Source organism: Providencia lanzhouensis, from assembly GCF_050469745.1.
Taxonomy (GTDB): domain Bacteria; phylum Pseudomonadota; class Gammaproteobacteria; order Enterobacterales; family Enterobacteriaceae; genus Providencia; species Providencia lanzhouensis.
In genome coordinates, this window is sequence record NZ_CP174123.1 from 3824770 (window position 1) to 3838417 (window position 13648).

Consider the following 13648-nt stretch of genomic DNA (forward strand, 5'->3'; position numbering starts at 1 on the left):
GCCATTTTCAATACTAACCAAGCAAAAAATCGATGAATCTTAACAAAAAACAAGTTCAACACCTAAAAAGTCTCGCTCATCACTTAAACCCAGTTGTTATGATTGGCAACAATGGTTTAACTGAGGGTGTTTTGGCTGAAATCGAAGTCTCATTAACACATCATGAGCTTATCAAAGTCAAAATCGCTGGCGAAGATCGTGAAACTAAAAATTTGATCGCTGAAGCGATTGTTCGCGAAACTGGTGCAGCAAATGTTCAAGTTATCGGTAAAATTCTCGTTCTCTACCGTCCATCGGCTGAGCGCAAAATTAGTTTACCTAAATAATAACTGCTCATTTATATAAAAATGCCATTGAAAGCATATTTTATATGACGAAAAAGGCCGCCTGCGGCCTTTCTCTCTAAATCAGTAAAATAATATAACCAATTCAGGGAAATAGGAATCAGATATACTCAACTTTAAGAATTTCGAACTCAACATCCCCGCCCGGCGTCTTAATCATTACGACATCATCAACTTCTTTACCCACTAGTCCACGCGCAATTGGTGAATTCACTGAAATTAAGTTCACTTTAATATCAGCTTCATCATCACCTACGATGCGGTAGGTTAACTCTTCATCAGTATCCAAATTCAATACAGTAACCGTCGCACCAAAGATCACTCGGCCATTATTTGCCATTTTGGTAACGTCAATCACTTGAGAGTGAGAAAGTTTAGATTCAATTTCTTGAATACGACCTTCACAAAAGCCTTGTTGCTCACGCGCCGCATGATATTCAGCGTTTTCTTTTAAATCGCCATGTTCACGAGCTTCTGCAATAGAAGCAATAATTTCAGGACGACGGACAGATTTCAGATACTCGAGCTCTTCTCTTAGCTTGTTAGCACCAAATACCGTCATTGGAATCTGTTTCATTTGATAAATACCTCTAATTCAATCCTATCTAAAAATAAGTATCTTCCTGATTTTGTAACAACAGTACACCGAACACCATGATATGTAGGGGGGTGTTCAAAAACTTAAGGTGTCAATAACTCAATCAGACCAACTTGTGCCTTATCTTATCATACTGTTCGCTATTTTAACTGAGAGTTAATAGCGGATCATCGTTTACTTTATTGGGCATTACACTTTAGTATGTGCAGTATGTCTACCCTAATGCGTGAAATATATGTCGCTATTAACATCAACCAGAAAATTAATCTTCACTTTAGGACTTGCATTCATTACTTCGCAAGCATCTGCCATCCCTATCGATGATTATAAGCAGTATCTCCCTGACGGCACTAACCTTGCTCTGGTTGCGCAGAAAGTAGGAAGTAATACCCCTCTTATTGATTATAACGCTCAACAAATGGCTCTGCCTGCCAGTACGCAGAAAGTCGTCACCGCCCTCGCTGCATTATTACAGCTAGGTCCGGACTACCGTTTCGTCACTAACTTCGAGACCAACGGAAAGCTCAATAACAATACGTTATCCGGTGATTTGGTGATTCGCTTTAGTGGTGACCCTACGTTAACACGTCAGCAAATCCGCAATATGGCCAATGCGTTAAAGCAGATTGGTATTCATAAAGTCGATGGTGATCTCATTGTCGATATTTCGGCTTTTGCGAGTCATGATAAAGCACCGGGCTGGGTATGGAATGATATGACTCAGTGCTTCAGTGCTCCACCGGCCGCTGCCATCATTGATAGAAACTGTTTCTCTGTTTCCCTTTATCCCTCAGATAAAGCAGGAGAAATGGCGTATATCAAAACAGCCAGCTTCTATCCTGTAAACATGTTTAGTGAAGTCAAAACTCTTGCTAAAGGCTCACCAGAAGCTCGCTATTGCGAGTTAGATGTGGTTCCTGGGGAATTGAATCGCTATACATTAACAGGCTGCTTAACCCAGCGTAGTGAGCCATTACCGCTCGCATTTGCAGTGCAAAATGGGGCGAGCTACTCCGGTGCTATCGTCAAAAATGAGTTGCAGGTCGCGGGCATTGAATTGTCTGGCGCGGTTAAAAAACGCACTCAGCAGACGCCACAATCCCAAGTACTCGTCAAAACTGAATCCAAACCGCTACATGACCTCTTAAAAATCATGCTGAAAAAGTCTGATAACATGATAGCGGATACAGTATTTAGAACGATTGGTCGTGATTATTACGGTGTTCCGGGTACCTGGCGATCCGGCTCTGATGCAGTAAGACAAGTCCTCAAGCAGAAAGCGGGTATTGATTTAGGAAATACCGTGATGGTGGATGGCTCTGGCTTATCTCGCCACAATTTGATCACGCCGGCGACCATGATGCAAGTTTTGCAATTTATCGCTAAAAATGACCAGCAGCTGGATTACATTTCGATGCTACCACTTGCTGGGCATGATGGAACATTGCGCTACCGTGGTGGTTTAGATGAGGCTGGAGTCAATGGCAAGGTGTCAGCGAAAACTGGTGCATTACAAGGGGTTTATAACCTTGCAGGCTTTATTACTACCGCAAGCGGCGAAAAAGTGGCATTCGTCCAGTTCATTTCCGCTTATGCCGTGCCACAAAGCCAATATAATAGCCGCCGTGTACCTTTAGTTCGCTTTGAAAGCCGCCTCTATCGCGATCTTTACCAAAAGAACTGATCTCCCTGAAGATCCTTTTAAGATCTTCATAATAAAAAAGGCACAACCTTCGCAAGTTGTGCCTTTTTATATGACTCAAAGATAATTATTTTTGGTAGATAAATTCGACGCCTTCGTCGTCATCTTCATCCCAATCATCATCCCAATCGTCATCAAGATCATCTGCACCAGATAGCTGCTCTTTGTGGTAATCATCCCACATAAATTCAACTTTCTCTGGTTGGCTGTTTTCATCTTCAACGGCCATATCACGCGGCTGAGTATTCATGAACTCCATGATATCCCAACACAGTGCTTTCACACCTTCGTGGTTTACAGCAGAAATCATATAATACTTATCTTCCCAGCCCATACCTTTAGCAATTTCAGCTGCACGTTTGGCAGACTCTTCTTCACCTAAGATATCCACTTTGTTGAAGACTAACCAGCGTGGTTTCTGAGCCAGTTTTTCACTGTATTTTTCTAACTCACCCACAATGATCTTGGCGTTTTCCACCGGATCAGATTCATCGATTGGGCAAATGTCGATAAGATGCAGCAGTACGCGGCAACGCTCTAAGTGCTTCAGGAATTGGATCCCAAGTCCTGCACCTTCCGCAGCACCTTCGATCAATCCTGGAATATCTGCAACCACAAAGCTCTGCTCGTTATCCATACGTACCACGCCGAGGCTTGGAACCAAGGTTGTAAATGGATAGTCAGCAACTTTTGGCTTCGCTGCTGATACTGAACGAATAAATGTGGATTTACCGGCATTCGGCATACCCAGCATTCCGACGTCAGCAAGTAACATCAGCTCTAATAAGATTTCGCGCATTTCACCTTTCGTTCCCATGGTACGCTGACGCGGTGCACGGTTAACAGAAGATTTAAAACGAGTATTACCAAGCCCATGGAAACCGCCTTTAGCGACCATATGGCGTTGATCGTGACGAGTCATGTCACAGAGTACTTCATTAGTGCCAAGATCGCGTACACGCGTTCCTACAGGGACTTTAACCGTGATGTCTTCACCACGCTTACCTGTACACTCACGGCTTTGACCATTTTGACCACGTTCTGCACGAAATGATTTTTCAAAACGGTAGTCAATCAGTGTGTTGAGGTTTTCGTCTGCCTGTAAATAGACATCACCACCGTCACCACCGTCACCACCGTCAGGTCCACCTTTCGGGATATATTTTTCACGGCGGAAGCTGACACAACCATTGCCACCATCTCCTGCCACGACCAAAATTTTGGCTTCATCTACAAATTTCATAATTCTTTCTCCGTCTGCTGGCCATTATAGTGCCTGATGGCGGTATTACCCAGAGATGGCATATTCTGAATATAAAAAGCCCCGCAAAAGGTTTTTGCAGGGCTTTAATTCAAAAATTAAAAGTCAGAAAACTTATTCAGCTTCGATGCTGATAAATTTACGATTGTTAGGACCTTTAACTTCAAATTTAACTTTACCGTCCGCTAATGCGAACAGAGTGTGGTCACGGCCACAACCAACGTTGTTACCTGCGTGGAACTTAGTACCACGTTGACGAACGATGATGCTACCTGCTAATACAGCTTCACCACCAAAACGTTTAACACCTAAACGTTTTGCTTCTGAGTCACGACCGTTACGAGTCGAACCACCAGCCTTTTTGTGTGCCATTAATCTGCTCTCCTAAATCTTAAGCGATGACAGTGATCTTAACATCAGTGAACCACTGACGGTGACCTTGCTGCTTACGGCTGTGTTTACGACGACGGAACTTAACGATTTTAACTTTATCGCCACGACCGTGTGCAACCACTTCCGCTTTCACTTTAACGCCTTCAACGATAGGAGCACCGATTTGGATCTCATCGCCATTAGCAACCATCAGAACGTGATCAAATTCAACAGTTTCACCTGTTGCGATGTCCAGCTTTTCTAGGCGGACAGTTTGACCTTCGCTAACTCGGTGTTGTTTACCACCACTTTGGAAAACCGCGTACATATTAACTCCGCTTTCCGCGTACTCGCTAAATATTTCAATTCCAGAGCACGCTATAAAATATTCACAATAGGGCGCGAATTCTACGCAAAAAAGCAGCAGAACACAAGCCTATAATGCAGTTAGATTACAAAAAATACGACTTTTTTATCAGCCCTATCTTTTTTCGGCTGATTTCTCAGGAATATCTTTAATTGTTACTTATTTAAACATTTTTTGCATTTCACCCGATAATCTTATTATTAATAGTGTTATGCTTACGCTATTACTGTGATATCGGTTTTCCCATTTTTGGCTTAGGGAATGCCCCAAAAACTAATAATATGAATATATTACAATGAATTTAGAATCTATCGTTGAACTGACAGCCGAGGATATGTCAGCAGTAAATGAAGCGATCCTCAGCCAATTAAACTCAGACGTAGCATTAATCAATCAATTAGGTTATTACATCGTTAGCGGAGGCGGAAAAAGGATCCGTCCAATGATCGCGATCCTCGCAGGACGATCCCTAGGCTATTCTGAACATAAGCATATTCAAGTTGCTGCATTAATCGAATTCATCCATACCGCCACTTTATTACACGATGATGTGGTCGATGAATCAGATATGCGTCGTGGAAAACAGACAGCTAATGCTGTATTTGGTAACGCGGCAAGCGTATTAGTAGGTGACTTTATTTATACTCGATCCTTTCAAATGATGACGGATCTTGATTCGATGCGTGTTTTAAAATTGATGTCTGAAGCCACCAACGTGATCGCTGAAGGTGAAGTTTTACAATTAATGAACTGCAACGATCCTGATATTACTGAAGAGAGCTACATGCAAGTGATCTACAGTAAAACTGCGCGTCTATTTGAAGCGGCTTCTCACGCGTCCGCTATTTTAGCCAATGCCACGCCAAAGCAAGAGAAAGCGCTGCAAGATTATGGTCGCTACATTGGGACCGCATTCCAGTTAGTTGACGATCTTCTAGATTATGATGCAGATAATACCCAGTTAGGTAAAAACACTGGAGATGATCTCGATGAAGGTAAACCAACACTACCACTGTTACATGCAATGCAACATGGTAATGCTGAAGAGTCAGCACTAATTAGACAAGCAATTGAGCAAGGAAATGGTCGCCATCTATTAGACACTGTCCTTGGTACAATGAAACGCTGCGGCTCATTAGAATACACTTACCAACGCGCTCAGGAAGAAGCTCAAAAAGCCATTGATGCTTTAAATGCCCTTGAAGACTCTGTGTATAAAGAAGCATTGATTGGTTTAGCGCATGTTGCTATTCAGCGCCATTCATAATCACCGTTAGAGCTCTAAACCAATATTGAAAAGGGTGAAAACAATTTCACCCTTTTTTTATGGTTATTCATCTTCTGGTTCAGGCTCTATTTTTGCCAATAGCGATGATAACCCGTGACGCAAAATATATTTCACAAATATTTTGCGCTCATCTTCCGTCAGTTGGTAATAAGCCTCAGACCAAATTTGCAGTGCATCAATACGTTGCACTTGATACGGTGCCGATGGCTCATGAAGTGACAGCTGACCTTGGATCTCACTCGGCAAGCTTTCCATATAGTATTCAACGGCCTTCCCTTGAACACCTCTTTTACGACGACTTTTCCAACCTTCCCTTCTCGCCATCAAGTTAATTCCCTGAGGTGATGATGGAAGACCTTCTAATCCTGCTAATTCTTTCGCAGTGAACCACAATTTTTTCATAATATCACTTTTACGCTTAGCTTATATTTTGCAACCTGCTTTTGTCGCTATACCAAAGTTATTTTTCTAAAAATTTATTCGATTCAATACTGTACGTAATCTATGTATGGCTATTTTGATTAATAAGATGAATTAAAGCTAAAGCACCTTTGCGCATAATAAACGATAAGATCGCCACGCGTTCATCATGGGAAAGCTGGTTATAAGTTTCTTGCCAAATATGCGCATGTTCATCACGTTTGACTTGATAGCCTCCCGAAGTTTCATACATCACCGTGAACTCTTCGAGATTAATGGGAACCGAGCTAATATGGTATTCCAATGCTTTTCCTTGAATACCTCGTCGTTTTCGACTCAACCATTTTTCTCGCCTCGCCATAGCATTAATACCTTGGGTGCTTGTCGGTAGCCCTTGGCGCCCAACGAGCTCTTTGGCTGTTAACCATTCCTTGTTCATTATCGACGCTCCTTGTCATCATGATGACGACTTCGATTAACTATAAACTTTCTTTATTTTCTTAATCGTTTCAATATCCATTTTTAATATTCAAATATAATAGTTAATAAATTATATCGATATAGATAATTTCTTTTGTATATCCGCTAGTTATACCAATAACTTTGTATTAACTATTTTATATCTATGGATTTTATAGTGCTGACTAAGAAATTCATTCTTTTCAAATAATTCAATACATTATTAAGAAATATAAATCTTCTCGATAAACAGAATAAATATAAGAAAATATAAAAAATAGAGAGTTAACTAAAATGAGTTATTTTTATTTTCAAAGTGTTAGCTGAATTCACAATAATCATCTGAACCTTTCCGTTATTTTCATAAAAACAACGACAGTTTCATAAAAATGAATTTTTAGAAAAAATCAGAAATTATTATTGGGAAATTCTGTTATTTTATTTCCAATAACAGAACGATTGCACTGAATGTATCACAATACTCTGTTAGATGTACCACTAACTCTACATGATTCTGAGTGAAAAAAGGATTAAAAAATGATGTTACGGAAATCAAACTGGCACCCAGCAGATATCATTGCAGCTTTACGCAAACGTGGAACAACCCTAGCGGCGATTTCTCGTGAAGCAGGGCTTAGCTCGTCAACGCTCGCGAATGCGCTATCGAGACCTTGGCCTAAAGGAGAATGGATCATCGCAAACTTTTTAGGTATTCATCCATCAGAAATCTGGCCTAGTCGCTATTACGATCCAATGACGGGTGATTTATTAGAAAGAAAAGTTCGAGAAAAGCCAAAGAAAATCGAGGAAACAAACGAATTAGAAAACAGGGAGCCAGAAAAAGAACATATCTAATATCAGTCGCTATTTTTGATCAGAACTGAAAGATAAAGCCCATTATTATTTTCTTTAAAAACAGCAAGATTAATTCATTGTACCTTCAAGGGGTTTCCCCTTATTTTGATCAGTGAAAACTTATCGAGTATAAAAATAAAGGGCGGAATCGCATGAAAGCAACTCCGCCCTTATTTAAGCGCGAATTCTTAATTGGCATTAGCCATTAATGAATTTTTCACCTAATTCAATATCTGCTTTCAGTACGCTTAACATATCTTTCAGTGCTTTCTCTTCAAATGCACTTAATTTACCAATTGGTAAATGTTTTTCGATTCCGTTTTTGCCTAATACAACAGGTTGAGCGAAGAAGCGAGCGTGTTCGCCTTCACCTTCAGTGTATACACACTCAACCACATTGCTTTCACCTTGTAGACCACGGATCAAAGATAAGCCCAGGCGTGCTGCCGCTTGGCCCATAGACAGTGTTGCAGATCCGCCACCCGCTTTAGCTTCAACCACTTCAGTACCTGCGTTTTGAATACGCTTAGTCAGTGCTGAGATTTCTTCATCAGTGAAGCTGACACCAGGAATTTGAGACAGTAATGGCAGGATTGTCACACCTGAGTGACCACCGATAACTGGCACTTCAACTTCGTGAGTTTTCTTACCTTTTAATTCAGCAACGAAAGTATTTGAACGGATGATATCCAGTGTCGTTACACCGAACAGACGGTTTTTATCATACACGCCAGCTTTCTTCAGAACTTCAGCAGCGATAGCAACGGTTGTGTTCACTGGGTTAGTAATAATACCGATCAGTGCTTTCGGGCAGGTGACCGCGATTTGTTGAACAAGGTTACGTACAATACCTGCGTTCACATTGAACAGGTCAGAGCGATCCATACCTGGCTTACGTGCAACACCCGCAGAAATTAATACTACGTCCGCACCTTTCAGTGCTGGGGTCGCATCTTCACCCGCAAAACCAACCACTTTAACGTCGGTAGGGATGTGGCTTAAGTCAGCTGCAACACCTGGAGTTACTGGCGCGATGTCGTAGAGGGAGAGTTCTGAACCTGCTGGGAGCTGGTTTTTGAGAAGAAGGGCGAGAGCCTGACCGATACCACCTGCTGCACCTAGGACTGCAACTTTCATTCTAAAACTCCTTAATTGTACTTTAAAATATATGAATTCATCTGACTATGCACTAAACACATTACTTATAAAAAACAATTCTTTAACAGTTAGAGAGAAGTGTTAACGCGAGATAAATCACCAACACAATAGTTCTATTCTAAACAAATTCCTTATCTGTTAATGAGATAACGGACACTTTTTTAACAAATAGTTTTTATTGCTATTGCATTTAACATTAAACCCAATTTTATTTGATGATTTATTCAGCACCGCTTAATTATTTAACAAATTTTTCACAGTAACTTATTGTTAAATCAATCCATTTTTAGGATAAATTTCGAACTAACAATTTAAGATAAACCCCTTATTATTACCAGAAAATACTTATCTAAAATTGCTCATTAAACACTCAAAAAATCAATTTTCTTGCATAAAAATGCACTTTTCAACATAATACAACTCAGTTTAATACCAAAAGATGGGTTAATTATGCGCACTATGTCGAAACAAGAAGACTTGGTAAAAGCCTTTAAGGCACTCCTTAAAGAAGAAAAATTCAGTTCACAAGCCGAAATTGTGATCGCTCTTCAAGAACAAGGCTTCGAAAACATTAATCAATCTAAAATTTCCAGAATGTTGACGAAGTTTGGTGCAGTACGTACCCGCAACGCAAAAATGGAAATGGTGTATTGCTTACCAACCGAGCCTGGTGTCCCCACTGCCACCAGCCCGCTGAAGAATTTAGTTCTGGATGTTGATTACAACCATTCTGTTGTTGTGATCCGTACTAGCCCAGGAGCAGCACAGTTAATTGCTCGCCTGTTAGATTCCTTAGGCAAAGCTGAAGGCATCTTAGGCAGCATCGCTGGCGATGATACAATTTTCTCAACGCCAACCAACGATTTCACAACGCGTGAACTGTACGAAGCCATTTTGGTGCTTTTCGAACAAGAACTTTAGTCCTTTCGAAAAATTTTAGATATCGAAAAAGAGGGAACCCAGTTCCCTCTTTGTATTTTTAATTCTATAGTGACGCGTCTTTCACTGATTCATATCGAGATAAGCCCGTGTTATTTGAGATTTTACGGAATATCGTTCACTACGGTTTCCATTTTTTAGTGCCCTTTTTATTTGGCTATTTATTTTGGCGAAAAAACTGGAAGCTTGCTGGGCTCTTAATGGTTTCCACCATGGCTATCGACCTTGATCACCTTCTCGCCGATCCTATTTTCGATCCTGATCGTTGTGGCGTAGGCTTCCACCCTATGCACACTATTTGGGCTGCTATTGCTTATGTCGTCTTATTCTTCTTTCCTTCATGGAAACTCAAAGCTATCGCCGTCGGCTGTCTGTTTCACTTATTGACAGACTCGGTGGATTGTTATCTTGGAAGTGTTAAAAAAGAGATGCAAGGCACGGTATTAAGCTGCTCCGGGCAACCAGAACGCGCAAACGTCGAGCTTCTTCAGCAGCTATAACGAAAAAGCCCTAACTGAAGTTAGGGCTTTGATTCACGATAGCGCTTATAGACTATTCGTCAGATTTGGCTTCGGCTTTATGTTTTAGTCCTGCCAGCAGTTTTTCATGAATACCACCAAAACCGCCATTACTCATCACCAGGATATGGTCACCGGGCTGAGCCGTCTCAACCACCATATTGGCGAGAGTATCAATATCTGCATGCCAACGCGCAGGCTGCACACAATGCTCTGCAATTTCAGTGACCATCCACGGAATATTGCTAGGTTGGAATAAGAAGACTTCATCTGCACGCCCTAAAGCTGGCGCGATATCATTCTTACTGATCCCCATTTTCATGGTATTTGAACGAGGTTCCAGCACAGCAATAATACGAGAAGTACCGCCTACTTTGCTACGTAATGCTTCTAACGTCGCTAAAATTGCCGTTGGATGATGAGCGAAGTCATCATAAACACTGACATTATTTTCAACACCACGTAACTCAAGACGGCGACGGGCGTTAATAAATTTATCCAACGCTAAGCAAGCTTCTTTCGCCGGTACGCCAACATGGTGTGCAGCGGCAATCGCCATCAAGCCATTTTGGATATTATGATTACCTACTTGCGACCAGTTTACTTCACCCACTTTTTGCTGCTGGTAATATACTTCGAACTGGCTACCATCATGATTGAGTTTCACGGCATGCCACTCACCGTTTTCTCCCACCAATTCTTGTTCACTCCAACACCCCATGTTCATCACTTGCTTGAGATTATTGTCGTTACTTGGCATAAAGATTTTGCCGCTACTTGGCACAATGCGAACCAGGTGATGAAATTGTTTTTGAATCGCTTCGAGATTTTCAAAAATATCCGCGTGATCGAATTCGAGGTTATTCAAAATCAGCGTTTTCGGGCTGTAATGCACGAATTTAGATCGCTTATCAAAGAATGCGCAATCATATTCATCCGCTTCAATAACAAAGAAAGGGCTTTTACCAATCTGGGACGAAACATCAAAGTTACCCGGAACACCGCCAATCAAAAAGCCTGGTTCATAACCACAATCTTGTAGGATCCACGCCAGCATACCCGCGGTTGTTGTTTTACCGTGAGTCCCTGCAACGGCTAATACCCAGCGCTCAGGAAGGACATGGTCATGGAGCCATTGTGGTCCAGAAGTATAAGGTAAACCACGTTCTAATACGGCTTCAACACAGGGATTTCCACGGGTCATCGCATTCCCAATCACCACCATATCAGGGGCTGGCTCTAACTGCGCAGGGTCGAATCCTTGAATTAGTTCAATGCCTTGTTTTTCAAGCAATGTACTCATCGGTGGGTAGACGTTTGCGTCAGACCCAGTCACTTTGTGCCCTAACGAACGAGCCAAAATGGCTAAGCTGCCCATAAAGGTTCCGCATATGCCTAAAATATGTATGTGCATTCTTTTCCATCCAATAGCATGAGGTTTGTCACTATTCTACTCATCAATCACAGGTTTATAAATGTATTAGCCTATTAATCTTTTCTTTATTTAGATAAACTCTCCGCCCGAGGGTACAATAAAGACCCGCAAATTTCTGTCAATTTTATTCAGGACCTTCGTCATGAAAACATTAGGCGAATTCATCGTCGAAAAGCAACAAGATTTTCCTCATGCAACAGGTGAGCTGACTGCATTACTGTCAGCAATCAAACTGGGCGCTAAAATTATCCATCGTGATATTAACAAAGCTGGACTCGTTGACATTCTCGGCACAAGCGGTGTTTCGAATGTTCAAGGTGAAGTTCAGATGAAGCTTGACCTGTATGCAAACGAAAAACTGAAAGCGGCTTTGAAAGCGCGCGGAGAAGTCGCTGGTATCGCCTCAGAAGAAGAAGATGAAATCGTCATTTTCGAAGGTGATCGTGCAGAAAACGCGAAATATGTCGTTTTAATGGACCCTCTAGATGGTTCTTCGAATATCGATGTAAACGTTTCCGTTGGAACAATCTTCTCTATCTATCACCGTATTACCCCAATTGGTCAACCGGTTACAGAAGCTGACTTCTTACAACCAGGTAACCGCCAAGTTGCTGCTGGCTATGTGGTTTACGGTTCATCAACTATGCTGGTGTACACCACCGGTTTCGGCGTTCATGCCTTCACCTACGACCCATCATTAGGTGTATTCTGTCTGTCTCATGAAAAAGTCATGTTCCCAGCAGAAGGTAAAATGTATTCCATTAACGAAGGTAACTACATCAAGTTCCCTATGGGCGTTAAGAAATATATTAAATACTGTCAGGAAGAAGACAAAGCGACAAACCGCCCATATACCACGCGTTATATCGGCTCTTTAGTGGCGGACTTCCACCGTAACTTACTCAAAGGCGGTATTTATATTTACCCAAGCACCGCTAGCCACCCAACTGGTAAACTGCGCCTTCTGTACGAATGCAACCCAATTTCATTCTTAGCAGAACAAGCGGGTGGTAAAGCAAGTGATGGTACTAACCGCGTGTTAGACATCATCCCAACCAAGCTGCATCAACGTGTTCCGTTCTTTGTGGGAACGAAAGCCATGGTTGAGAAAGCGGAATCCTTCATGCGTGAGTACCCTGACGCAGAATAATCAAACATTTCGTTTGACCTGAAGGCGAGACTCTCTCGCCTTTTTTGACTGAATTTCTCTCCAACTAGTGAGTTTTACCTCTCTTTGCGGCTATAATGTCCCCCACGTTATTTTAAGCACTCATAAGGATACATTTTAATGGGCCTGAACAATGTACCGGCAGGTAAAGAACTGCCTGAAGATATCTACGTAATCATCGAAATCCCAGCTAACGCTGATCCAATCAAATATGAAGTTGATAAAGAATCTGGCGCACTGTTTGTAGACCGTTTCATGTCTACTGCGATGTTCTATCCGTGCAACTACGGTTACATCAACAACACCCTGTCTTTAGATGGTGACCCAGTTGACGTTTTAGTACCAACTCCATATCCATTACAACCAGGTTCAGTCATCCGTTGCCGTCCAGTTGGCGTACTGAAAATGACTGACGAATCTGGTGAAGATGCGAAATTAGTTGCAGTACCGCACACTAAACTGAGCAAAGAATACGATCACATCAAAGATGTGAACGACATTCCTGAACTGCTGCGTGCGCAAATCACTCACTTCTTTGAGCATTACAAAGATTTAGAAAAAGGTAAGTGGGTTAAAGTTGACGGTTGGGAGAATGCAGAAGCAGCTAAAGCTGAAATCATCGCTTCTTTCGAACGCGCTGCAAAGAAATAATTAATCCCTTCTGTGGATAGAAAAGCACTGGTTTTGACCAGTGCTTTTTTTTACCTATACCGTCCCTTCACAATATTAATATTTTTTCACAATTTTATAATATTCAGAGATAT

At 41.6% G+C, this 13648-nt stretch carries 16 protein-coding genes; 8 read left to right on the top strand and 8 right to left on the bottom strand.

The features are described from left to right. Positions 1-32: 32 nt before the first annotated feature. Positions 33-326, top strand: coding sequence for a ribosome assembly RNA-binding protein YhbY (gene yhbY, locus ACIH2S_RS17850; RefSeq protein ID WP_036949037.1), 294 nt, complete (start codon positions 33-35; stop codon positions 324-326). Between the two features lie 118 nt (positions 327-444). Here the strand turns inward: yhbY and greA are convergent, their stop codons facing one another. Beyond that, complete coding sequence (greA, locus tag ACIH2S_RS17855) at positions 445-921, bottom strand: transcription elongation factor GreA (RefSeq protein WP_036949035.1); 477 nt, start codon at positions 919-921, stop codon at positions 445-447. 256 nt (positions 922-1177) lie between these two features. Between greA and dacB the strand changes: the two genes are divergently transcribed. Next, entirely contained in the window at positions 1178-2626 is a 1449-nt protein-coding gene (gene dacB, locus ACIH2S_RS17860; RefSeq protein ID WP_108478821.1) for a serine-type D-Ala-D-Ala carboxypeptidase, read from the top strand. Positions 2627-2711: 85 nt separating this feature from the next. On the opposite strand, the gene cgtA is transcribed toward dacB, so the two are convergent. From cgtA to rplU, 3 genes are all read right to left on the bottom strand, one after another. Continuing rightward, positions 2712-3887 carry an Obg family GTPase CgtA gene (gene cgtA / locus ACIH2S_RS17865; RefSeq protein ID WP_272535564.1) on the bottom strand — a complete coding sequence of 392 codons (1176 nt, stop codon included), beginning with the start codon at positions 3885-3887 and terminating at the stop codon, positions 2712-2714. 132 nt (positions 3888-4019) lie between these two features. Beyond that, positions 4020-4277, bottom strand: coding sequence for a 50S ribosomal protein L27 (rpmA, locus tag ACIH2S_RS17870; RefSeq protein ID WP_004905922.1), 258 nt, complete (start codon positions 4275-4277; stop codon positions 4020-4022). A 19-nt stretch (positions 4278-4296) separates the two neighbouring features. Then, entirely contained in the window at positions 4297-4605 is a 309-nt protein-coding gene (gene rplU / locus ACIH2S_RS17875; protein ID WP_006658010.1) for a 50S ribosomal protein L21, read from the bottom strand. Positions 4606-4939: 334 nt separating this feature from the next. Here rplU and ispB point away from each other — a divergent pair, with 334 nt between their 5' ends. Beyond that, positions 4940-5911: an octaprenyl diphosphate synthase gene (gene ispB, locus ACIH2S_RS17880; RefSeq protein ID WP_108478820.1), complete on the top strand. Its 972-nt coding sequence runs from the start codon at positions 4940-4942 to the stop codon at positions 5909-5911. 63 nt (positions 5912-5974) lie between these two features. Here the strand turns inward: ispB and ACIH2S_RS17885 are convergent, their stop codons facing one another. Together ACIH2S_RS17885 and ACIH2S_RS17890 are read right to left on the bottom strand one after the other, a co-directional pair. Next, positions 5975-6334 (bottom strand): DNA-binding protein, encoded by a 360-nt coding sequence (locus ACIH2S_RS17885; RefSeq protein ID WP_036949025.1) that lies wholly within the window; start codon positions 6332-6334, stop codon positions 5975-5977. A 100-nt stretch (positions 6335-6434) separates the two neighbouring features. Beyond that, positions 6435-6791, bottom strand: coding sequence for a DNA-binding protein (locus ACIH2S_RS17890; RefSeq protein ID WP_036949022.1), 357 nt, complete (start codon positions 6789-6791; stop codon positions 6435-6437). Between the two features lie 557 nt (positions 6792-7348). On the opposite strand from ACIH2S_RS17890, the gene ACIH2S_RS17895 reads away from it, so the two are divergent. After that, entirely contained in the window at positions 7349-7666 is a 318-nt protein-coding gene (locus ACIH2S_RS17895) for a helix-turn-helix domain-containing protein (protein WP_036949019.1), read from the top strand. Positions 7667-7864: 198 nt separating this feature from the next. Here the strand turns inward: ACIH2S_RS17895 and mdh are convergent, their stop codons facing one another. After that, complete coding sequence (gene mdh / locus ACIH2S_RS17900) at positions 7865-8803, bottom strand: malate dehydrogenase (RefSeq protein WP_036949016.1); 939 nt, start codon at positions 8801-8803, stop codon at positions 7865-7867. A 471-nt stretch (positions 8804-9274) separates the two neighbouring features. On the opposite strand from mdh, the gene argR reads away from it, so the two are divergent. Both argR and ACIH2S_RS17910 read left to right on the top strand, forming a co-directional pair. Further along, positions 9275-9745 carry a transcriptional regulator ArgR gene (gene argR, locus ACIH2S_RS17905; protein WP_036949013.1) on the top strand — a complete coding sequence of 157 codons (471 nt, stop codon included), beginning with the start codon at positions 9275-9277 and terminating at the stop codon, positions 9743-9745. A 107-nt stretch (positions 9746-9852) separates the two neighbouring features. Beyond that, complete coding sequence (locus ACIH2S_RS17910) at positions 9853-10263, top strand: DUF6122 family protein (RefSeq protein WP_036949011.1); 411 nt, start codon at positions 9853-9855, stop codon at positions 10261-10263. 52 nt (positions 10264-10315) lie between these two features. Here the strand turns inward: ACIH2S_RS17910 and mpl are convergent, their stop codons facing one another. Further along, positions 10316-11695, bottom strand: coding sequence for a UDP-N-acetylmuramate:L-alanyl-gamma-D-glutamyl-meso-diaminopimelate ligase (gene mpl / locus ACIH2S_RS17915; protein WP_036949009.1), 1380 nt, complete (start codon positions 11693-11695; stop codon positions 10316-10318). Positions 11696-11858: 163 nt separating this feature from the next. On the opposite strand from mpl, the gene fbp reads away from it, so the two are divergent. Then, entirely contained in the window at positions 11859-12866 is a 1008-nt protein-coding gene (gene fbp, locus ACIH2S_RS17920; RefSeq protein ID WP_036949007.1) for a class 1 fructose-bisphosphatase, read from the top strand. Positions 12867-13004: 138 nt separating this feature from the next. Further along, a complete protein-coding gene (gene ppa, locus ACIH2S_RS17925; protein ID WP_006658000.1) occupies positions 13005-13535 on the top strand; it encodes an inorganic diphosphatase in 531 nt (176 codons plus the stop codon). Positions 13536-13648 lie beyond the last annotated feature (113 nt).